21 protein-coding genes are annotated in these 21865 nt (G+C 43.9%); 2 read left to right on the top strand and 19 right to left on the bottom strand.

Annotation, left to right across the window (positions count from 1 at the left end; translation table 11 throughout):
* Nucleotides 1–2: 2 nt before the first annotated feature.
* From C1G53_RS09940 to C1G53_RS09995, 12 genes are all read right to left on the bottom strand, one after another.
* On the bottom strand, nucleotides 3–1376 hold the full coding sequence (locus tag C1G53_RS09940; RefSeq protein WP_105118532.1) for an acetyl-CoA carboxylase biotin carboxylase subunit: 1374 nt from the start codon (nucleotides 1374–1376) through the stop codon (nucleotides 3–5).
* Between the two features lie 186 nt (nucleotides 1377–1562).
* On the bottom strand, nucleotides 1563–1985 hold the full coding sequence (gene fabZ / locus C1G53_RS09945) for a 3-hydroxyacyl-ACP dehydratase FabZ (RefSeq protein WP_024411006.1): 423 nt from the start codon (nucleotides 1983–1985) through the stop codon (nucleotides 1563–1565).
* The gene (gene accB / locus C1G53_RS09950) at nucleotides 1982–2458 is read right to left on the bottom strand and encodes an acetyl-CoA carboxylase biotin carboxyl carrier protein (RefSeq protein ID WP_105118533.1); all 477 of its coding nucleotides are present in this window, start codon (nucleotides 2456–2458) and stop codon (nucleotides 1982–1984) included. The genes fabZ and accB overlap by 4 nt, the downstream gene beginning before the upstream one ends.
* Nucleotides 2459–3694 carry a beta-ketoacyl-ACP synthase II gene (fabF, locus tag C1G53_RS09955; RefSeq protein WP_105118534.1) on the bottom strand — a complete coding sequence of 412 codons (1236 nt, stop codon included), beginning with the start codon at nucleotides 3692–3694 and terminating at the stop codon, nucleotides 2459–2461.
* A gap of 236 nt (nucleotides 3695–3930) precedes the next feature.
* A complete protein-coding gene (gene fabG, locus C1G53_RS09960; protein ID WP_105118535.1) occupies nucleotides 3931–4665 on the bottom strand; it encodes a 3-oxoacyl-[acyl-carrier-protein] reductase in 735 nt (244 codons plus the stop codon).
* 9 nt (nucleotides 4666–4674) lie between these two features.
* The gene (gene fabD / locus C1G53_RS09965) at nucleotides 4675–5595 is read right to left on the bottom strand and encodes an ACP S-malonyltransferase (RefSeq protein WP_105118536.1); all 921 of its coding nucleotides are present in this window, start codon (nucleotides 5593–5595) and stop codon (nucleotides 4675–4677) included.
* A 1-nt stretch (nucleotide 5596) separates the two neighbouring features.
* Entirely contained in the window at nucleotides 5597–6562 is a 966-nt protein-coding gene (gene fabK / locus C1G53_RS09970) for an enoyl-[acyl-carrier-protein] reductase FabK (protein ID WP_105111571.1), read from the bottom strand.
* A gap of 167 nt (nucleotides 6563–6729) precedes the next feature.
* Complete coding sequence (locus tag C1G53_RS09975) at nucleotides 6730–6954, bottom strand: acyl carrier protein (RefSeq protein ID WP_105118537.1); 225 nt, start codon at nucleotides 6952–6954, stop codon at nucleotides 6730–6732.
* Nucleotides 6955–7011: 57 nt separating this feature from the next.
* Nucleotides 7012–7989: a beta-ketoacyl-ACP synthase III gene (locus C1G53_RS09980; protein ID WP_105118538.1), complete on the bottom strand. Its 978-nt coding sequence runs from the start codon at nucleotides 7987–7989 to the stop codon at nucleotides 7012–7014.
* The gene (locus C1G53_RS09985; RefSeq protein WP_105118539.1) at nucleotides 7986–8420 is read right to left on the bottom strand and encodes a MarR family winged helix-turn-helix transcriptional regulator; all 435 of its coding nucleotides are present in this window, start codon (nucleotides 8418–8420) and stop codon (nucleotides 7986–7988) included. Before C1G53_RS09985 ends, C1G53_RS09980 begins: the two co-directional genes overlap by 4 nt.
* A 79-nt stretch (nucleotides 8421–8499) precedes the next feature.
* Nucleotides 8500–9291 carry an enoyl-CoA hydratase gene (locus tag C1G53_RS09990; protein WP_105118540.1) on the bottom strand — a complete coding sequence of 264 codons (792 nt, stop codon included), beginning with the start codon at nucleotides 9289–9291 and terminating at the stop codon, nucleotides 8500–8502.
* A 156-nt stretch (nucleotides 9292–9447) separates the two neighbouring features.
* Nucleotides 9448–10089 carry an HAD family hydrolase gene (locus tag C1G53_RS09995; RefSeq protein WP_105118541.1) on the bottom strand — a complete coding sequence of 214 codons (642 nt, stop codon included), beginning with the start codon at nucleotides 10087–10089 and terminating at the stop codon, nucleotides 9448–9450.
* Between the two features lie 173 nt (nucleotides 10090–10262).
* Between C1G53_RS09995 and C1G53_RS10000 the strand changes: the two genes are divergently transcribed.
* The gene (locus C1G53_RS10000; protein ID WP_105118542.1) at nucleotides 10263–11618 is read left to right on the top strand and encodes an aspartate kinase; all 1356 of its coding nucleotides are present in this window, start codon (nucleotides 10263–10265) and stop codon (nucleotides 11616–11618) included.
* 38 nt (nucleotides 11619–11656) lie between these two features.
* Here C1G53_RS10000 and alr read toward each other — a convergent pair whose 3' ends face one another.
* The 7 genes from alr to C1G53_RS10035 form a co-directional block, all read right to left on the bottom strand.
* The gene (gene alr, locus C1G53_RS10005) at nucleotides 11657–12760 is read right to left on the bottom strand and encodes an alanine racemase (RefSeq protein ID WP_105118543.1); all 1104 of its coding nucleotides are present in this window, start codon (nucleotides 12758–12760) and stop codon (nucleotides 11657–11659) included.
* Complete coding sequence (acpS, locus tag C1G53_RS10010) at nucleotides 12753–13112, bottom strand: holo-ACP synthase (RefSeq protein ID WP_105118544.1); 360 nt, start codon at nucleotides 13110–13112, stop codon at nucleotides 12753–12755. The genes alr and acpS overlap by 8 nt, the downstream gene beginning before the upstream one ends.
* Nucleotides 13113–13190: 78 nt before the next feature.
* A complete protein-coding gene (gene secA / locus C1G53_RS10015; RefSeq protein WP_105118545.1) occupies nucleotides 13191–15716 on the bottom strand; it encodes a preprotein translocase subunit SecA in 2526 nt (841 codons plus the stop codon).
* A 350-nt stretch (nucleotides 15717–16066) separates the two neighbouring features.
* On the bottom strand, nucleotides 16067–18457 hold the full coding sequence (locus C1G53_RS10020; RefSeq protein ID WP_105118546.1) for a primosomal protein N': 2391 nt from the start codon (nucleotides 18455–18457) through the stop codon (nucleotides 16067–16069).
* Between the two features lie 69 nt (nucleotides 18458–18526).
* Nucleotides 18527–18841: a DNA-directed RNA polymerase subunit omega gene (rpoZ, locus tag C1G53_RS10025; RefSeq protein ID WP_004195201.1), complete on the bottom strand. Its 315-nt coding sequence runs from the start codon at nucleotides 18839–18841 to the stop codon at nucleotides 18527–18529.
* Nucleotides 18842–18873: 32 nt separating this feature from the next.
* Nucleotides 18874–19494, bottom strand: coding sequence for a guanylate kinase (gene gmk, locus C1G53_RS10030; protein ID WP_043025413.1), 621 nt, complete (start codon nucleotides 19492–19494; stop codon nucleotides 18874–18876).
* A 119-nt stretch (nucleotides 19495–19613) separates the two neighbouring features.
* A complete protein-coding gene (locus C1G53_RS10035; RefSeq protein WP_105118547.1) occupies nucleotides 19614–21227 on the bottom strand; it encodes a ribonuclease Y in 1614 nt (537 codons plus the stop codon).
* Nucleotides 21228–21355: 128 nt separating this feature from the next.
* On the opposite strand from C1G53_RS10035, the gene C1G53_RS10040 reads away from it, so the two are divergent.
* The gene (locus C1G53_RS10040; protein WP_105118548.1) at nucleotides 21356–21838 is read left to right on the top strand and encodes an S-ribosylhomocysteine lyase; all 483 of its coding nucleotides are present in this window, start codon (nucleotides 21356–21358) and stop codon (nucleotides 21836–21838) included.
* Nucleotides 21839–21865 lie beyond the last annotated feature (27 nt).

Consider the following 21865-nt stretch of genomic DNA (forward strand, 5'->3'; position numbering starts at 1 on the left):
GTTTACTTTTTTAATTCTTCCTGATAGCGAGGTAAAAATTCTTCCATGAGGTAGGCAGTATCGTAGTCACCTGCCACCACTCGCTTATCGGAAATCAAATCCAGCTGGAAGTCGGTATTGGTCACCACTCCGTCAATTTCCAATTCGTAGAGAGCTCGCTGCATCTTCATCAGGGCTTCAAACCGATTTTCCCCATGCACGATGACCTTGGCAATCATAGAATCATAGTAAGGCGGAATAGTGTAGCCCGGGTAAACTGCCGAGTCCACACGCAGACCAACGCCACCGCTTGGCAGGTAGAGATTGGAAATCTTACCTGGACTTGGGGCAAAGTTAAAGGCTGGATTTTCAGCATTGATGCGGCATTCAATGGCATGACCAGTAATCTTCACATCTTCTTGGCGGACACTGAGTTCCTGACCAGCCGCAATCTTGATTTGCTCCTTGACAATATCCACACCAGTCACAAATTCGGTAACAGGATGTTCTACCTGCACCCGTGTGTTCATTTCCATGAAGTAAAATTCGCCCTTGGCTTCGTCCAAGAGGAACTCAATAGTCCCTGCATTTTCATAGCCGACTGATTGGGCTGCACGGACTGCAGCCTGACCAATACGGTCCCTCATGGTCTGACCAATGGCGATGGATGGAGCTTCTTCCAAAACCTTCTGGTTGTTGCGTTGCAGGGAACAGTCCCGTTCTCCCAGATGGATGACATGGCCGTGTTGGTCCGCCAAAATCTGCACCTCGATATGCCGGGCTGGATAGACAACACGCTCCATATACATGGCTCCGTTGCCAAAGGCTGCCTTGGCTTCGCTAGAAGCTGATTCGAAGGCTGGCACTAGGTCTTCAGCTTTTTCCACCTTACGAATTCCCTTACCGCCACCACCTGCCGACGCTTTAAGCATGACGGGGTAACCAATCTTTTCAGCGATTTCAAGGGCTTCTTGGCTGGTCAAAACTTCGCCGTCTGATCCTGGAATGACAGGGACTTGGGCCTTAATCATCTCTGCCCGTGCATTGATTTTATCTCCCATGGTATCCATGACCGCCCCAGAAGGTCCTATAAATTTGATACCGACCTCTTCACAGAGGGTGGCGAATTTAGAGTTTTCACTCAAAAAACCAAAACCTGGGTGAATGGCCTGGGCACCTGTCACAACTGCCGCCGAGATAACCGCCTGCATATTGAGATAGGAATCTGTCGAACGGGCTGGGCCGATACAGATAGCCTCATCTGCCAACATGGTGTGGAGAGCTTCCCTGTCCGCCTCTGAATAGACAGCCACCGTCGCAATTCCTAGCTCTCTTGCCGCACGAATAATCCGCACCGCAATCTCACCACGATTGGCAATCAAAATCTTCTCAAACATGATGAATCCTATCTCCTTTTTAACATAGAATAATTGTTATAACAATCTCAAGGTGAGAATATTAAATAATGGTTATCAATAGCAGTTCTTCATTTTACTTTTAGTGCTAGGCAACGAGTTGTAGACAGTACTTGGGTACGGCAAAACGAGTTAACGACTCAATAAAAGATAAAATGGAGAACTGATTTATTTCCCGATAGCAAAAGTCAACGTCCCCGACGCAGCCAGTTTTCCGTCCACCTCTGCCTTTGCCTCAACAACCGCAATGGTTCCACGGCGTTTGACAAATTTAGCTGTCATGATCAACTGGTCACCAGGTACAACTTGCTTCTTAAATTTAACCTTATCCATGCCGGCATAAAAAACCAGCTTGCCCTTGTTTTCTTCCTTGGACAACTCCAAGACACCTGCGGTTTGTGCCAAGGCCTCCATGATAAGAACACCTGGCATGACAGGATAGTCTGGGAAATGCCCGTTGAAGAAGGGCTCGTTAATGGTCACATTTTTGAGGGCGACAATCTCATCTTCCGATACTTCAAGGACACGATCGACCAAGAGCATAGGGTAGCGATGAGGAAGAGCCTCTTTAATTTTCAAAATATCAATCATTTGATGCGTACCAATCCTTGTCCAAATTCTACAACATCCTGGTTGGCCACCAAAATCTCTGTGACCACACCGTCACGGTCAGCAGGTACTTCGTTCATGACCTTCATGGCTTCGATAATCATGAGGGTCTGCCCTTTTTTGACCGTATCACCAACTGCTACAAAGGCTGGCTTGTCAGGAGCTGGGGACAAATAGGCCACACCAACAAGTGGACTCTCCACTACCGCACCCTCTGCCACAGAGCTGGCACCTGCTTCTACTGGAGCTGGCTCACTGGTTTCAACTGCTGGCACAGGTGCTGGGCTTGCAGGAGCTACTGGAGCAAGCGAAGCTTCTACGATTGGACTCGGAGCCGCTATCGCCTGCTGGTTTTTACTGAAATGCAAGGTCTCCCCAGCATTGCTATATGAAAATTCTCGCAAACTTGACTGGTCAAACTGACTCATCAGGTCCTTAATTTCTGTAATATTCACTTAGACCTCCCAACGTTTGAAAGCGATGACTGAATTATGCCCACCAAAGCCAAATGTATTTGAAATGGCATGACGGATTTCCATGTCACGACCTTGACCATAGATAACATCCGCTTCGATGTAGTCAGATAATTCCGTTGTACCAGCTGTCTTTGGTGCGTAAGAATGACGCATAGCCTCAATAACAGCTGCTGCTTCAACGGCACCTGCTGCCCCCAACAAGTGACCCGTGAAGGACTTGGTGGAAGAAACTGGCGTATTCTTACCGAAGACGGATACGATAGCTTGACTTTCCCCTTTTTCATTAGCCGGTGTCGAAGTCCCATGGGCATTGATGTAGTCAATATCAGCTGGCTCCAAACCTGCCTCTGAAATAGCCAACTTCATGGCCTTGATAGCACCCAAACCTTCTGGGTGCGGAGAGGTCATGTGGTGGGCATCGCAGGTATTTCCATAGCCGACGATTTCAGCCAAGATGGTTGCCCCACGCGCCTCTGCATGCTCCAAACTTTCCAAGACCAAGACCGCAGCCCCTTCTCCCATGACAAAACCATTGCGGTCCTTGTCAAAGGGAATAGACGCACGTTCTGGATCCTCAGTTGTCGACATAGCTGTCAAAGCCTGGAAACCACCGATGGCAAAGGGAGTAATAGCCGCTTCTGAACCACCTGCCAACATAACGTCTTGGAAGCCAAACTTGATTTCACGGAAGGCTTCACCCAAGGCATCATTTGACGAAGCACAGGCTGTGATGACACACTTGCAGACACCATTGGCACCAACCTGCATAGCAATATTTCCAGCAGCCATGTTTGGCAAGGCCTTTGGAAGAGCCATCGGACGAATGCGTTTTGGACCTTTTTCGTTCATGCGAGCAACCTGCTCCTCGATTTCCAAAATCCCACCGATACCAGTTGACAAGATAACACCGAAACGATCGCTGTCAACTGCTTCTGTATCAAGATTGGCATTGGCTACTGCCTCTTGAGCCGCATAAAGAGCATAGAGGGAGTAGTTGTCGTAGCGGTTAGTATCTTTTTTAACAAAGTATTTGTCAAAAGGAAAATCCTTGATTTCCGCTGCATTATGGACAGTGTACTGGCTAGTGTCAAATTTGGTAATCTTTCCGATACCAATCTTGCCATTGACCAGGCTATCCCAGAATTCTTCTGGCGTATTACCAATTGGAGATGTCAGACCGTAGCCTGTCACCACTACACGATTTAGTTTTGTCATTTTCAAACCTCTCTTAAAACAACACACAAAACAATATTGAATTCAAAGTGCGGCATTGCAGTCTTTCAGTTTGCTTTTAGTACTACGAACAAAGTTCATTTCAACAAGCCGCAGACAGCTTCAATAGTCCAGTGGACTATTGAAGATTGAAAATCGTACTTACGATAGTAAGTACCGCTCCGTTAGTACGGCAAAGCGAGTTAACGTAGTAATAAAAGATAAACTGGAAGACTGGATTACTGCATGGTCAAGCCGCCGTCAATAGCAATCACTTGTCCAGTTAGGTATTCTTGCTTAGCCAAGAACACAGCTACATCCGCTACTTCTTCCGTCAAGCCAAAGCGTTTCATAGGAATTTGCCCCAACATGGCATCCTTGATTTTATCAGACAGAACATCTGTCATATCTGACTGGATAAAGCCTGGTGCGATAGCATTGACACGGACATTGCGACCAGCGACTTCACGAGCAATGGATTTTGTAAAGCCGATCACACCTGCCTTAGAAGCGGCATAGTTGGCCTGACCAGCATTCCCTGTCAAACCGACCACACTGGAAAGGTTGATAATAGCCCCTTCACGTGCCTTGGTGATGGGCTTCAAAACAGCCTGGGTCATATTGAAAGTACCAGTTAAGTTGACACTCAAGACACTCTCAAAGTCCTCTTCCGTCATTCGCAAGGCCATACCGTCTTTGGTAATTCCTGCATTGTTGACCAAGATATCGACGCTACCGAGAGCCTCAACTGCCTCAGCCACCATCCGTTTGGCATCTGCCGAGCTAGAAATATCTCCTGAAATGGCCACTACTTTGACACCGTAGCTTGAAAAGCTATCCAGCAAGTCCTGCCCCAACTGACCACGACCATTTAGCACCACATTGGCACCAAGGCTAGCAAACTTATGGGCAATGGCCAAGCCAATCCCACGACTCGAACCCGTTACAAACACATTTTTATTGGTAAGTTCCATGTTTTCTCCTTATTGGCTAGTCAATAAGCCTTCTAGACTTGCCACATCTTCTACTGTCACAACCTCGGCTGTCTTATCAATTTTCTTGATAAAGCCTGCCAAGACCTTACCTGGACCGATTTCGATAAACTTGGTCACACTAGCCGCCTGCATGGTTGCAATGGACTCGTAAAAACGGACAGGCTCCATAACCTGACGGGTCAAGAGGGACTTGATGTCCTCTTTTCTCATGACCTTGGCTTCCGTATTGCCAACTAATTCTACTTGGAAGTCTGTAAACTCCACCTCTTCCAGAGCTTGAGCCAATTGCTCCGAAGCTGGACGCAAGAGAGCTGTGTGGAAAGGCCCCGACACGTTGAGGGGAATCATGCGTTTGACACCCGCCGTCTTCAAGGCTTCCACCGCCTCATCCACAGCAGCGACCTCACCACCGATAACGATTTGGGCTGGTGTATTGTAGTTGGCTGGGGAAACAATCCCAGAGGTGACTGATAAACAGACCTCTTCGATCAAGTTGACATCTGCATTGAGGACAGCGACCATCTTCCCAGTTCCTGCTGGTGCAGCCGTTTCCATAAACTCACCCCGTTTGGCAATCAAAGAAATGGCATCTTCAAAGGAAAGAGCACCTGAAGCCACTAAAGCTGCATATTCTCCCAAGGACAAACCAGCCACCATGTCTGGCTCAATTCCTTTTTCTGCCAATAAGCGATAGATAGCAAGGGAGGTTGTCAAAATCGCAGGTTGAGTATAGCGGGTCTGGTTGAGTTTATCTTCCTGGTGGTCAATCAAGTCCCGCACATCATAGCCCAGAATTTGACTAGCCTGGTCGTAGGTTTCCTTGACAATGGGATAGGTGTCATAGAGGTCACGGGCCATACCGAGTGTCTGAGCCCCCTGACCTGCAAATAGAAAGGCTGTTTTTGTCATCTTATTCTCCAACGGAAGCCCAGCGATTCGCCTCTTCGCGAATCACCTTGGCAGCTCCAAAATATAAATCTTTCAAAATTTCTTCACAGGTTTCTTCTTTAGTCACCAAGCCAGCAATCTGACCTGCCATAACCGAACCATTGACCACGTCACCATCAACAACGGCATTGCGAAGGGCACCTGCACCCAGTTCTTCAATGGATTCTGCAGATATTTTCCCAGCAAGGAAGTCTTTTTCCGCAGCCGCATAGGCTGTCGAAAGCTTGTTCTTAATCGCACGCACCGAGTGACCTACAACGGATGCCGATACTGTTGTGTCAATATCCTTAGCCTTGAGGACTTTTTCCTTATAGGCAGGGTGGGCGTTGGATTCTTTTGCTACAACAAAACGTGTTCCCACCTGAATTGCTTCTGCTCCCAACATGAAGGCAGCTGCAGCACCTGCACCATCTGCAATACCACCTGCAGCAATCACAGGAATAGATACGGCATCCACAACCTGACGAACCAGGGTCATAGTTGTCAATTTACCGATATGGCCACCTGCTTCCATCCCTTCTGCGATGACGGCATCAACTCCCAATTTTTCCATGCGTTTAGCAAGAGCCACACTCGGTACTACTGGAATAACAATAATACCAGCTGCGTGCAAGCGTTCCATATATTTACCAGGATTACCCGCACCCGTAGTCACCACCTTGACACCTTCTTCAATGACCAAGTCAACAATGTCATCCGCAAAAGGCGACAAAAGCATGATATTAACACCGAAAGGTTTGTCTGTGATGGACTTGACTTTATCAATGTTTGCCTTAACAACTTCTTTGGGAGCATTGCCTCCGCCAATGATACCCAAACCACCAGCATTTGAAACCGCACCAGCCAAGTCACCATCAGCCACCCAGGCCATACCACCTTGGAAAATCGGATAATCAATGTTTAATAATTCTGTAATCTTTGTTTTCATACTTCCCTCAATCTATATTTGCTTAGCTAATCATTTGAACATCAAACAATTAGCTAAACAAGCGAGGGTCAGGCCCTCACTTGAAAATTAGTTTGATACTTCAATGTTTTGAATATCAAACTATCTATCCAAAGAAAAATGCTCACTAGCACTTTTCTCTTGAAATCTTATTTAGTTTTTTCTTCAACGTAAGCAACCAATTCGCCTACAGTTGTCAATCCTTCTTCTGTGTCGATTTGGATGTCAAACGCATCTTCGATTTCAGAGATAACTTGGAAAAGATCCAATGAATCTGCATCCAAATCTTCAAAAGTTGTTGTAAGGGTTACTTCTTCAGCATCCTTACCCAATTCTTCAACGATAATTTCTTGTACTTTTTCAAATACTGCCATGATAGTGCTCCTTTTTATATAAAAATATTTTTAATCTTGCCAGAGGCAAGGAATTAACTAAAGTTTAAGTAGTAGCGTTCCCCAAGTCAGACCGCCACCAAAGCCTGCCAACACAACCGTTTGGCTACCGTCCAAGCGCAGACTACCTACCTCCACACATTCTGATAAGAGAATAGGGATACTAGCTGCACTGGTATTGCCATAGTGCATCATATTGGCTGGAAATTTCTCAATGCCAAGGCCCAGCTTTCGTGCCATCTTGTCCAAAATCCGACTATTTGCCTGATGAAGCAGGAAGTAATCCACCTCATCACCCGTCAAACCTTGGCCTTCTAGCAACTCTGCAATGGTCTTGGTCACATCGCGAACAGCAAACTCGAAAATCGCTCTGCCATCCATCTGCAAATAGGGTTGCTTGCCTTCCTCTTTTGAAAAAGGAGAGTGCAAACCTATTTGACCAGAAGTTAAACTAAGACCACGACTGCCATCGGTTCGGTTGATTTCCGCTAGAAAATGCTGCTCAGGACTAGCTTCAAGCAAAACCCCACCAGCACCATCTCCAAACAAGACTGCCGTTCCACGATCTGTCCAGTCAAGAGTCTTGGACAAGACCTCCGCTCCAATCACAATTCCCTTTTGGTAAATCCCAGAGGAAATCAGTTTGTCTGCGGTGGATAGTGCAAACACGAAACCCGAACAAGCGGCGACTAGGTCATAGGCAAAAGCCTTCTTAGCACCGACTGCCGCCTGAACCCTAGCTGCCGTTGACGGCATAGCGGAGTCTGGCGTGATGGTCGCAACGATGATGAAGTCAATGGCTTCAGCAGCTACACCTGACTTGTCTAGTAGGTCTTGGGCAACACGACTAGCTAAATCGCTGGTATTCTCATCAACTGTAATTCGTCGTTGTCGAATACCGGTCCGTGCTACAATCCAGTCGTCGCTGGTATCCATGATTTGGGCTAAATCATCATTGCTCACAATTCGTTCAGGAACATAGTGGGCAACCTGACTGATTTTAGCGAAGGTTCTCATTTCAAATCCTCCAAGAAATTATAGAGTTTGTAGAGCCCTTTTTTCATCACTTGGTATTCTGCCTCGTCCATCCCGTCTGTAATCTGCTTGACCATTTCATTATGAAATTTTCGATGCAAACGATAGACCAGACGACCTTTCTTGGTCAGATAGAGATGAACCACCCGTCTATCTTTAGTGGAACGGATTCGCTCAACATAGCCTTTTCGTTCTAAATTATTTAGACTGGTCGTTACCGTACCAAGTGTGACCATCAAAGTACGAGCCACATCGCTCGGCGTCGCTCCAGCGATTTCACCGATGACGTCAATGGTATGCATTTCCTTAATGGAAATATCATTGAAACGACTACCTCGAAGACTTGTTTCTTCAATCACCAACACATTATTAAATATAGCGGTCAGATATTCATTGATTTTTGGATCTTCCAAAACAGGCCTCCTTTACTTTGATATTCAAAGTATAAGCCAAAATAATTTGAATGTCAAATATTTTTTCTAAAAAATTAAATTATTTTCCTGTGAATACTGGTCTTCTCCGCTCAGCGTGGGCCCGAACACCTTCTTTAAAATCTTCTTTAAAAGCCAAGCTTTCTTGCAAGTTCAACTCTAAGCGGCGATAGGATTGCCAGTCCTTGAATTGACTTCCCCAGACCAGTTGCTTTATGGCAACATAAGAGTTGATAGATCCACGCGTGAGTTTCTTAAGGACCTGCTGAACCGTTTTTTCCAACTTTTCTGGCTCAACCAGCTTATAAACGATGCCGTATTCCAAGGCTTTCTCAGCAGATAAGCCTTCACCAGTCATAGCCAACTGGCTGGCACGATTGGCACCAATAGCACGACTAAGCAGAAAAATTCCACCCGCGTCTGGTGCAAGACCAACACCAACAAAGGCTTGGATAAATTTAGTCTTAGTAGAGGAGATTACAAAATCAGCCGCCACTGCCATATTGGCTGCCGCACCTGCCACCACACCATCGGTGACCATAATGACAACTTTAGGAAGTTGTTTAAGGGCGAAGGAAATATCATTAACCAACTCCGCAATGCGGACCAAAGAAGGAATATCATCTTCATCCACTGCTCGCTTCATCTCTACCAGATCACCACCAACAGAGAATATAGGTCCCACAGCAGCTATCTGGAGAAAGTGGACTTGGTCATTCTGAGCCGTTTCTTCGATGGCTGCAAGAATTTCTTCACACATAGGGATGTTAAAACCATTAGCCACATGGGGACGATTAAAGGTTAGAACGGCAAGATTTCCTGTTACCTGATAGGAAATTGTTTGGTAGGTCATCTCTTCTCCTTTGAAAATGATTTGATCGTTAAAACATTTGAATATCAAATTTCAAACTCTTGTATCTCATTCTAGCACAGATTTGCAATTTGTCACTGTTTTTCCAAAAATATAGTGTGACATCCGAAAAAAAGCTGGCAAAACCAACTTTTTCTATTAAACATCTAAGTCATTCATTGCCTGTCCTAAGCTATCTACTAACCTATCAGCTTGGGACTGGTCGATACCGTAATGCCGATCCCGAATAGCCCAGACAGCCAGATCTGCCGCTTTTGCTGCAGCTATCCCTTTGGAACTGTCTTCAAAGACCAAAATATCCTTTTTATCCACTCCTAAAGCTTGGACCGCCTGTTCATACACTGCTGGATGTGGCTTTGGTGCTTGACAATCCATACCCGAAAAAGTTTGATCAAAGTATTTTGCAATTCCCACCTCAGACAAGGCACGTTCAATCTCTGCTCCATCTGTATTGGAGGCCAATGCCAAAGGGAGGCCCTTGTTTTTTAACCGCTCCAGACTATCTCTTACATCTGGAAACAGGCGCTCAGCATAAGGTGTTGGACGTTCTTCTTTATAGAGCCGGTATTCTGCTTCTAAGGCTGGAACATCCCAATTTTCATAATCATCTCCTAAAATCCGCTTCCACATTTGGCTGGCTCTTCCACCAACAAAAATAGATGGTTCCAAGTGCTCTACTGATAAATCCTTAGTAGCTAGAAAATCAATTCGGCGTTGAAAATAAAACGTTTCCGTATCAAACAGGACACCATCCATATCAAAAATAATTGCTTTTACCATGTCTTTCTCCTCTTTCCTTCTATTGTAACATAGGCAGAAGTTTTTTGTTTTCAGAAAATTTTCAAAAGAGCAATTGTTCGTTTTAAAGGCCAGTAGCCATAAGATTTGTTTATATGTACTGACAATCCCTTACTATTCTGCTATAATAGAAAAAAATATCCAAGGAGTTTGAAATGAAAGTCATTAAATTTGGCGGAAGTTCTCTTGCATCTGCTGGGCAAGTTGAAAAAGTATTCAATATCGTACAGTCGGATCCCGAACGACGCTTTGTTGTGGTATCAGCACCAGGAAAACGAAATGCTGAGGATACAAAGGTTACAGATGCCTTGATTAAGTACTACAAGGACTATATCCATGGAAAAGATGTTACTGCAAGTCAAGATTGGATTATCAATCGCTATCAGGCAATGGTCGACGAACTTGGTTTCACTGCCAAGAGCATGAAGAAAATTACCGAAAGCATCAAGGATTTAGCAAGTTTGCCAATTGAGAACAACGATTTTCTTTACGATGCATTCTTGGCAGCTGGTGAAGATAATAATGCTAAGTTGATTGCTGAGTATTTCACCTACAAGGGACTGCCTGCACGCTATGTCCATCCCAAGACGGCTGGCATCATCGTCAGCTCGGAACCAGGTAACGCTCGTATTCTTCCATCAAGCTATGATAAAATTGAAGAACTGCGTAACTCAGATGAAATCTTGATTATTCCTGGTTTCTTTGGTGTTACGATTGACAATCAAATTTGTACCTTCTCACGTGGAGGGTCAGACATCACTGGTTCTATCGTAGCAGCAGGGGTAAAGGCTGATCTTTACGAAAACTTTACCGATGTAGATGGCATCTTTGCTGCCCATCCTGGTATTATCAAAAATCCACATTCTATCAAGGAATTGACTTATCGTGAGATGCGCGAATTGGCCTATGCTGGTTTCTCCGTTCTTCACGATGAAGCTCTTCTTCCAGCCTATCGCGGTCGCATTCCATTGGTTATTAAAAATACCAATAATCCTGGTCATCCTGGCACTCGCATTGTTCACAAACACACTGAAGAAACTGTTCCTGTTGTTGGTATTGCGGCAGATGATGACTTCGTAAGTATCAATATGTCTAAGTACCTGATGAACCGTGAAGTTGGTTTTGGACGCAAGGTCTTGCAAATCCTTGAAGATCTCAATATACGGTTTGAACATATGCCGACTGGTATTGATGACCTATCTATCGTTCTCCGCGAGCGTGAGTTAACGCCTATCAAGGAGGAAGAAATCCTTCGTCAACTCAAGACCAAACTAGAAGTTGATAAGGCAGAAATTGAACATGGGCTCTCTACCATCATGATTGTTGGTGAAAATATGAAGAGCCATGTCGGTGTAACTGCTACTGCAACGGCTGCACTTTCTCAACAAAATGTCAACCTGGCCATGATTTCGCAAGGTGCCAGCGAAGTTTCCGTTATGTTCGTTGTCAAAACAGAAGAAAAAGAGAAGGCTCTCAAGGCCCTCTACGATGCATTTTTTGAGGAGAAATAAGTAAAAACCATGCTAGATTACTTCCTAGCATGGTTTTTTTATTCGAAAAAGCGTGGCAAACGGTCAGTTAATAGGCAGACAACCTCATAATTGATAGTACCAATATAGTCTGCCCAATCTTGAACGCTAATGCTATTTTTATTATCTTGCCCGATTAAGGTAACTCTTTCACCGATTGGATAGTAATCTGGTAAGCGAATGGTAATTTGGTCCATCGAAATACGACCTACTATTTCACAAGGTTTGCCATCGACTAAAACATGAAAACCTTGCAAACTCCTCACCATTCCATCCGCATAGCCAATCGGAACGGTGGCAATCCACTCTGTTTCTGGGCTAGTATAAGTAGCTCCATAACCAATTACAGTCCCAGCCTGAACCTGCTTGACATGGACAATTTCCGAAACCAGGGACAAGGCTGGTTCCACCGAAAATGGTAATTCTAGGGTCCTCCCACTTGGGTTCATTCCGTAGAGAATATTGCCCAGACGAACCAGATTAAAGACAGTGTCTGTATGCCAAATGCTGGTCGCAGAATTGCTGGCATGAACCCAGCGTGGCAAACGTGGCAAGAGAGCCAAATAAGCTTTAAAGCTAGACAACTGTTCTTGGAATTGCCTTTCATCTACCTCGTCTGCTGTTGCAAAATGGGTAAAAATACCTTCTAGCTCAAACTCTAAATCATCTAACAAATCCAGAGCCTGTTGCAATTCCTCTTCACTTCGAAAACCAATTCGCCCCATACCCGTATCGATTTTTAAATGAACTGCTAAGCCTGATAAGTCCTCATTTACATTTCGCGCTTGCTCCAGCCATTCTAAACTAGCAACCGTCACACTGATATTTAACTGATGGGCTAACTGTAAGAAGTGCGGAGGCACGATACCCAAAATCAAAATCGGGTCTTCGATGCCTGCCCTGCGCAACTCTAAAGCCTCATCCAAGTTAGATACACAAAAGCCTGCTACTTTATTGGATAATCTTTTAGCTACTGCAACTGCACCATGACCATAGGCATTGGCCTTAACAACCGCAAAAGCTTCTGCCTTAACCGGTAAGTGTGCCATCACCTGCTCAAGATTTCCAACTATAGCGTCTAAATTGACTAGAACTTGCGTGGGGCGATGTTCACTTTCAATCATCTTTCTCCTCCAAAATAACACTGGCCTGGGCAAAATTCCCTGAATGACTAATACTCAACCAAACTTTCCCTGAAAAATGGCTACAAACAATGTAAGGTGCACCACTGCTAGCATTTAAAATTTCAATTTCCCGAAAGGTCACCTTACCTATACCAGTCCCCATCGCCTTTACAAAAGCCTCTTTTGCCGCCCAACGACCTGCTAGATATTCTAGCTGACGACGTCCGTGTAGTTTTTGATAGCGTTCAAATTCCCTATCCGTGAGAATTCGTTTGGGAAAACCATCATGTTTCTGCCTGGCACGCTCAATCGCTGCTATTTCCTGAAGGTCAATTCCATATCCAACTATCATTGAAGAGTTTCTCCCTATCAAAAATTTTCTCTAAAATAGCGAAAAGGATTGGACAGCCGTCCAGTCCTTTCGTTCTTTCTATTTACGGCCGTGACAATTTTTGAATTTCTTGCCAGATTGGCATGGACATGGGTCATTTCGATCCACGCCTTCAAAAGATACTTGTTCTTCTTCAGCTTGTGATTGAACCGGCATAATATTTTTGGCTGCTGTTGTATGAGCCTCTTGAGTAGCACGTTCACGCTCAATATTGTCGTGGATTTGCGCTTTCATCATCAGGCGAGTAACCTCAAATTCAATAGCACCGATCATATCATTAAACATCGTAAAGGCTTCTGATTGGTATTCTACAATAGGATTATTCTGAGCATAGCCACGCAAGCTAACTGCATTACGCAATTGATCCAGAGCATCAATATGGTCTGTCCACTTGCTATCTACTACACGGAGAATTAGAACTTTTTGGAACTCCCGCACCCTCTCCTCATCACGTAGTTTTTCAAGCTGTGAAGCATACACTTTCAAGGCTCGGTCATAAAGCTCATCAATGATTTCTTTTTTATTTAATCCTTCAAAGTAATAAACACTCAAAGATCCTTCATCAATCAAATTAGCATGAGCAAATTTTAGAATTCCTTCAACAGCCTCTTCTTTAGAACCAAGGAAATGCCCCTCGACTTGGCGCTCAATTGTACGCTTGATCATAGCTTTGATTTCAGGAGATAAATCGCGATTAGATGTGATGACATCCTGACGTTGGCGGTAAATAATCTCACGCTGTTCACGCATCACATCATCATATTGAAGAACTTGTTTACGAGAATCATAGTTATTTCCTTCAACACGCTTTTGAGCCGCTTCGACTTGACGAGTTAGCATTTTAGACTTGATGACAGATTCTTCCTCAGTCAAGTTCATACGTTCCATAAAGACCTTGATACGTTCTGAACCAAAACGCTTCATCAAATCATCTTCTAATGAAAGATAGAATTGCGATTCACCCGGGTCACCTTGACGACCAGAACGACCACGCAACTGATTATCAATACGGCGACTTTCATGTCGCTCAGTACCAATCACACATAGACCGCCTAGCTCCAAAACACCTGGACCTAACTTAATGTCTGTTCCACGACCTGCCATGTTGGTCGCAATGGTAACTGCTCCACGCTGACCAGCATTCATAATAATTTGGGCCTCACGATAGTGGTTCTTAGCATTCAATACTTCGTGAGGAATTCCAGCAGCCACCAAACGTTGAGAAAGGTAATCAGACGTTTCCACAGCCACTGTACCTACAAGTACTGGCTGACCTTTTTCATAGCGACGTTTGACATCTGCAACCACCGCATTGAACTTATACTCCAAACTTGGGTAAAGCAAATCTTCATGGTCAATACGTTGAATTGGACGGTTGGTTGGGATTGGAATAATGCGAATGTTATAAATTTCGCGGAATTCTTCTTCTTCTGTCTTACCAGTACCTGTCATTCCCGAAAGTTTTTTATACATACGGAATAAGTTTTGGTAGGTAATGGACGCACTAGTTTTGGATTCGTTCTGAACTGGCACACCTTCTTTAGCCTCAATAGCTTGGTGCAGACCATCAGAATAGCGACGACCTTCCATGGTACGACCTGTAAATGGATCAATGATCATGACTTCTTGTTCGTCATTCACAAGGTAGTCCACATCGTAGATCATAATATAGTTGGCACGAAGAGCATTGTCCAAGAAATGTGTAATGGCCACATTTTCAATATCATACAAGTTATCCAGCTTAAAGAATTTTTCAGCCTTATCAATCCCCGAATCTGATAGACCAATCGTTTTTGATGGAACATCAATGATGTAATCTTCGCTGTTCAGGGATTTAACTAGTTTATCCGCTAAGAAATAAAGTTGATTGGTTTCTGAACTCTGTGGACCAGAAACAATCAGAGGCGTACGTGCTTCGTCAATCAAGATTGAGTCTACCTCATCAACCAAGGCATAGTTGAGCGGACGTTGTACCATATCTTCCGCACGAACAACCATGTTGTCACGAAGATAGTCAAAACCGATTTCAGAGTTTGTAGAATAGGTAATATCACAGCTATAAGCTTCACGCTTTTCAAAAGATGATTTTGCCGCCAAGTTGATTCCAACAGATAGACCTAGCCAAGAATAGAGTTGCCCCATTTCCTCTCCGTCACGAGTTGATAGGTATTCATTGACTGTAACAACGTGTACACCTTCTCCAGAAAGTGCATTTAAGTAAACTGGCATGGTCGCAGTAAGGGTTTTTCCTTCACCTGTACGCATCTCTGGCACATCACCATTATGGAGAACAATTCCACCCATAACCTGGACTTTATATGGATACAGACCTAGGACACGTTTTGCCGCTTCACGTACAACGGCAAAAGCTTCATACAATAAATCATCCAAGGATTCTCCGTTTTTATACCGCTCTTTAAACTCATTAGTCTTGGCTTGTAATTGTTCGTCGGTCAGGGCTTCCATCTCATCTGCATAAGAGAAGACCTTATCTGCCATTCTTTCAAGTTTTCTTTGTTCTCCTTTGTCATTTTCGATAAGAGAACGAAGTTTATTTGCTAACATATATTTCATCCTATTTCAAGTTTTAATCAATAATCTATTGTAGCAAAAAAATAGTTAATTTTCAAGGTTTGTATGATTAGTCCAAAGCATACATTGTATAAAATTAAAAATAGTGTACTGCCCTTTATCGTTTTATTCATTTTGAATATAATGTCAACTTTAATTCAGCAACACCTATATTATTCCATCCAACACCTAAGCTCTAAAGAAATCCATTAGTAAATAGAAGTGTAAGACAAGTTAAGTAGTACGAACGAAACACAATTTCTACTATAGTCGAACATAACTACATTTATAATTGTCAATAAACTCTTATGTGAAAAATAAAAAATGCAAGGCCTAGCCAGACCTCACATCATATTCTGTGGTTCATTGTCAATAATCAGCCGCAAATCTTGATTTTCTCTCTCCTGTGTCCAATCCAAAATCTGATTGAGCACCTCTTCCAACCGGTCTTCATGCCGGTATTTCAAGATAATCTGGTAGTGGTAGAGATTATGGGTTCTGGCAATGGGCTTGGGCGTCGGTCCCAGGATTTGAATTGAATCTGTTAAGTGTTGACGTAGAAAGGCTACAGTTTCATAGGCTTTTTTCACGACAAATTCTTCCGACTTGTGCGAAAATGTTAATCCAACTGTGAAATAGTAAGGCGGATAGCCAAGATTTTTCCGAATGCCCATCTCATAACGATAGAAACCTTCATAGTCCTGCTCTTTGGCAAAGGCAATAGCATAGTGGTTTGGGTTGTAGGTCTGAATTAAGACCTCCCCCTCCTTATCTGCCCGACCAGCCCGACCAGCTACCTGAGTTAGCAACTGGAAGGTTCGCTCAGAAGAACGAAAATCAGGCAAATTGAGGGCCGTATCAGCATTGAGCACCCCAACCAAGGTGACATTTGGAAAATCCAAGCCCTTGGCAATCATCTGGGTTCCCAGAAGAATATCCGCATCTCCTCGACCAAAGCGTTCTAGTAAGTCCTCGTGAGCCCCTTTTTTCTTTGTGGTATCTACGTCCATCCGCAAAATTCTAGCCTCTGGCAAGAGCTCCTGTAACTCATCGTAGGCCTTTTGCGTACCAGTTCCATAATAGCGAATGGAACGACTTTGACAGTTTGGACAAGTCTGGGGAATTCCTTTTTGAAAACCACAGTAGTGGCAATTCATGGTTTTTGTATCCATGTGAAGCGTTAGGGAAATATCACAGTTAGGACATTGGTCCACAGTCCCACAATCCCGACACATAACAAAAGAAGAATAGCCTCGGCGGTTCAACATAAGAACGACCTGCTCCTTACGAGCCAACTTTTCTTTTATCTTTTCAATCAAAACAGGGGTAAAATTACTAGCCTCCTGCTGACCAATGTAATCACGGAAATCCACAACTTTCACTTCTGGAATACGAGCCAAGGGATTGGCCCTCTGGTTAAGAGTAAGTCTTCCATAAACTCCGCGACTAGCCCGAGCCCGTGTTTCAAGGCTAGGCGTAGCTGAACCCAAAACCAGAGTCGCTCGATTGTAGTCTGCCCGCAACTTTGCCACATCACGCGCATGATAGCGTGGATTGCTGTCCTGCTTGTAGGTCGCCTCATGCTCCTCATCAATGATGATAACACCCAAATTGGTCAGAGGGGCAAAGATGGCCGAGCGAGCCCCGACAACTACTTGGGCATTGCCTGCCTCAATCTTCCGCCACTCGTCATACTTCTCTCCATCAGACAGTCCAGAGTGGAGAATGGCAACCTTCTGACCAAAACGAGAGATGAAGCGATTGGTCATCTGAGGGGTCAAGGAAATTTCAGGCACCAGCATAATAGCTGTTTTTTCCATTTTCAAGACCTGGTCAATGACCTGGAGATAGACCTCCGTCTTCCCAGAACCTGTCACTCCTTGAAGAAGAAAGGTCTGGCTTTCCTGACCGATAGAGGCTACAATCTCCCGAACCGCAATCGCCTGCTCTGGATTCAAATCCAAGGCTTGCGTTTTTTCCACCTTATCAAAAACTCCCTGAGTCCGCAAAACTTCCTCTTCCCATACTTCTATATAGCCCTTTTCTTGGAAATAGCGGAGCGTATCAGCTGAATAGTCCAATTTTAGATTTGAAAGGAGCTGGTCTTCCGAGTGTTCCAGCAAAAATTCCCTTAACTGCTGCCGTTTTTTAGCCCGATTACTGATTTCTGCTTCTCGTAATTTCTCCAGACAAACCCGATACCATTTTTCTGTCTTGATTTGCTTTTTATCCTTGGCCACATAGTCAACCAAGATTTTTCCAGACTGGGCCAGACGCATGATTTTTCCTTGCTCTTTCACGTCTAAGTCAGAAAAACGAATCTGGTCCTTATCACCGAACAGACTGACCTGCTCTGCTGTTTCCAAGCCAAGCCCCGGTCTGAGTAATTTGTCATAGGTCGAATTGAGCAAGCTGGGCAGCATGGATTTTAAGAGTGTAATTTTATAGGAGAAGACCGACTTTCTCATCTGGTCAGCCAACCAAAATTGCTCTTGATTGAGAACAGGACTATAGTCCAAGACTTCTACAATCTCTTTCAACTCCTGCAAATCAAGCCTATCATCTTCATCAATCAAGTTAACTACAATTCCTTGAATGAGGCGATTGCCTTTGCCAAAGGGAACATGGACTCGTACGCCAACCATGAGGCCCTCTTCCAAGTCAGCTGGAACTCGATAAGAATAAGCTTGATCCGTCTGCATCAAAGGAACGTCTACAATGACCTCTGCTAACATAGAACCTCCTCTCTTTCAATAATTATAAGTGAAAAGAAACCCGGATGGCAAAACCAACCGAGTTTTCTATTAGATCTTTTCGCCTTCTTCTTTTTCTTTTGCGATTTGTTCTTTGATTTTCTTCTCTTCCTCTTCTGCCAAACGCTTCGCTTCTTCCGCACGGCGACGAACTGCCTCACGTTTTGCTTCTGGATCTGGGTGAATAACCACATTGCCTGATTCAATTTCTTCCAAAGCACGAAGGGTTGACTTTACGGAAGTAAATTCTTGAGTTGGTTTTGCGCCAGCTTCTAATTCATGGGCACGTTTTGCCTCAAGAATGACCAAGGAATACTTAGATGGTACCTTGTCCAACAAGGTATCGATAGATGGTTTCAACATCATAGTTCTATTCTCTACTTTCTGTTAAGGTTCTGTTACTTGTTCACATCACGAATCATTTCGTCATAACGACCGATTACGCGATCGACACGAAAATGCTCTGCTTCGATAATTCGTTTGACACGTTCTGCTGCCAAAGGAACTTCATCATTGACAACCGCATAGTCATACTCACGCATGAGGGCAATCTCTTCCTTGGCACGTTCGATACGTTGCGCAATGACTTCCTCACTATCTGTCCCACGACCAACCAAGCGATCTTGTAATTCTTCTAAATCTGGTGGCGTCAAGAAGATAAAAACTCCATCTGGAACTTTTTTCTTGACTTGAAGAGCTCCCTGTACTTCAATTTCCAAGAAAACATCAATGCCCTTATCAAGTGTTTGATTGACATAGGTCAAAGGAGTTCCATAGTAGTTGCCAACATACTCAGCATATTCCAACATCTGACCCTGACGAATCAAATCTTCAAACTCCTCACGGCTACGGAAGAAATAATCTACCCCATCAACCTCTCCAGGTCTTTGCGGACGTGTCGTCATGGACACAGAATATTCAAATTTATTATCCGAACTCTCGAAAATTTCCTTTCGAACCGTTCCCTTCCCAACTCCCGACGGGCCGGAAAATACGATGAGTAAGCCTCGCTCTTTCATGATATCTCCTTTAAAATCTTTCATTCTAGTGTAACAAAATTCCCTAGGAATTTCAACTGATTTTAAATGAGCAGGGTATTTTTTCAAACAGAAAGGGAGCTAATCGGGCTCCCTCTGCACTATTTAGCAATATCTGTCGCTCTTGTTTCACGAATGACAGTAATCTTGATATTTCCTGGATAATCCAAGTTATTCTCAATTTTTTCACGAACATCGTGGGCCAAGATAGTGATTTGATCATCTGAAATTCTATTTGGATGAACAATAATCCGTACTTCACGGCCTGCTTGAATAGCATACGATTGTTTAATTCCATCGAAGCTATTAGCAATTTCTTCCAGGTCTTGTAGGCGTTTGATATAGGCCTCCATAGACTCACGGCGAGAACCTGGACGAGCTGCACTCAAGGCATCCGCTGCTGCTACAATAACTGCGATAGTACTTGTAGCCTCGACATCACCATGGTGACTGGCGATAGTGTTGACCACAATCGGATGTTCCTTGTACTTCTTAGCCAACTCTGTACCAATTTCAACGTGGCTACCATCTACCTCACGGTCAATGGCCTTACCAACATCATGGAGGAAACCTGCACGTCGAGCCAAGTTGACATTTTCACCCAACTCAGCAGCAAGGACACCTGCCAATTTAGCCACTTCAATCGAGTGACGGAGGACATTTTGACCATAAGATGTACGGAAATGCAAACGTCCCATAATCTTAATCAAATCTGGGTGAAGGTTAGGTGCGCCAACTTCGTAAGCAGCAGCCTCGCCATACTCACGGATGCGATTGTCCATTTCCACACGGTGCTTTTCAACCAATTCCTCAATACGAGCCGGATGAATCCGACCATCTTGAAGCAAGGTTTCCATGGTCATACGAGCAATCTCACGACGAATGGGGTCAAAACCTGATAGGACAACCACTTCCGGCGTATCATCAATGATAACATCGATACCGGTCAAACTTTCAAAGGTACGAATATTACGTCCTTCACGTCCGATAATCCGACCTTTCATGGCATCATCTGGTAGATGAACAGAGGTAATAGTCTGCTCAGCTACATATTCACCTGAAATCCGTTGCATAGCCTGGGCCAACAAGTCCTTGGCCATCTTATCCGAACGTTCTTTGACCTCACGCTCTGCATCTCGGATTTGAGTTGCAATCTCATGTGTCAACTTATCGCGTGTATCTGTCAGGATAATATCTTTCGCTTCTTCCTGACTGAGTGCTGCCACGCGTTCTAATTCTAGAGCCTTTTGCTCTTCCAATTTAGCAACTTCTTGCTCACGCTCATCAATGTGTTTAGATTTATCCGTTAGACTTTGTTCTTTTTGCTCCAAAGTCTTTTCTTTAGTCGTCAAATTGTCATCTTTTCGATCCAAATTGCTGGCACGTTCGGTCAAACGCACTTCAATTTGTTTCAATTCTTGACGCTCTGACTTAAATTCTTCTGCGATTTCTTCTCGGTACTTACGAGCCTCCTCCTTAGCTTCCAAGAGTAATTCTTTTTTCAAGGTCTGGCGGTCACGTTCAGCTGTTCTTAAAATAGCTTCTGCTGCTTCTTCCGCACGACCACGAACATTACTAGCTTCTTGTTCTGCATTTAAAAGGGTTAATTCTGCAGTTTCTTTTGCAGATTTCATCTTCAAAGAAATGGCAAAGTAGCCAATTACTAAACCAATGAGAGCAGAAACAAAAGTCACTACAAGTGTAATGATTTCCATATTTCTACCTCTTTTTTAAATTCGATTTTCACAAAATCTGTATCTATTTTACCATAATTGAACCGATTTCACAATTCCAAATTAACAAATATGTTATAATAAATTCATCACATAGTTTGGAGGAACAAATGAAAAAAGAAGTTACCGTTGAAAGTTTTGAATTGGACCACACTATTGTAAAGGCTCCTTATGTCCGCATGATTTCAGAAGAAGTTGGTCCAAAAGGGGATATTATCACAAACTTTGATATCCGTCTAATTCAGCCCAATGAAAATGCCATGGATACAGCTGGTCTGCACACCATTGAACACCTCTTGGCTAAACTCATCCGTCAGCGGATTGACGGTCTGATTGACTGCTCACCCTTTGGATGCAGAACTGGTTTTCACATGATTATGTGGGGCAAGCAAGATCCAGCAGAAATTGCTCAAGTCATCAAAGCGAGTTTGGAAGAGATCGCAGATGGCATTACTTGGGAGGATGTCCCTGGAACAACCATTGAATCCTGTGGAAACTACAAGGACCACAGCCTACATTCAGCTAAAGAGTGGGCAAAATTGATTGTTTCACAAGGTATTTCAAGCGATGCCTTTGAAAGAAAACCGATTTAAGAAGATAGGGTATAAAAAAAGCGGTTC

The sequence above is a fragment of the Streptococcus suis genome (assembly GCF_002960445.1).
Classification (GTDB): Bacteria; Bacillota; Bacilli; order Lactobacillales; family Streptococcaceae; genus Streptococcus; species Streptococcus hyiners.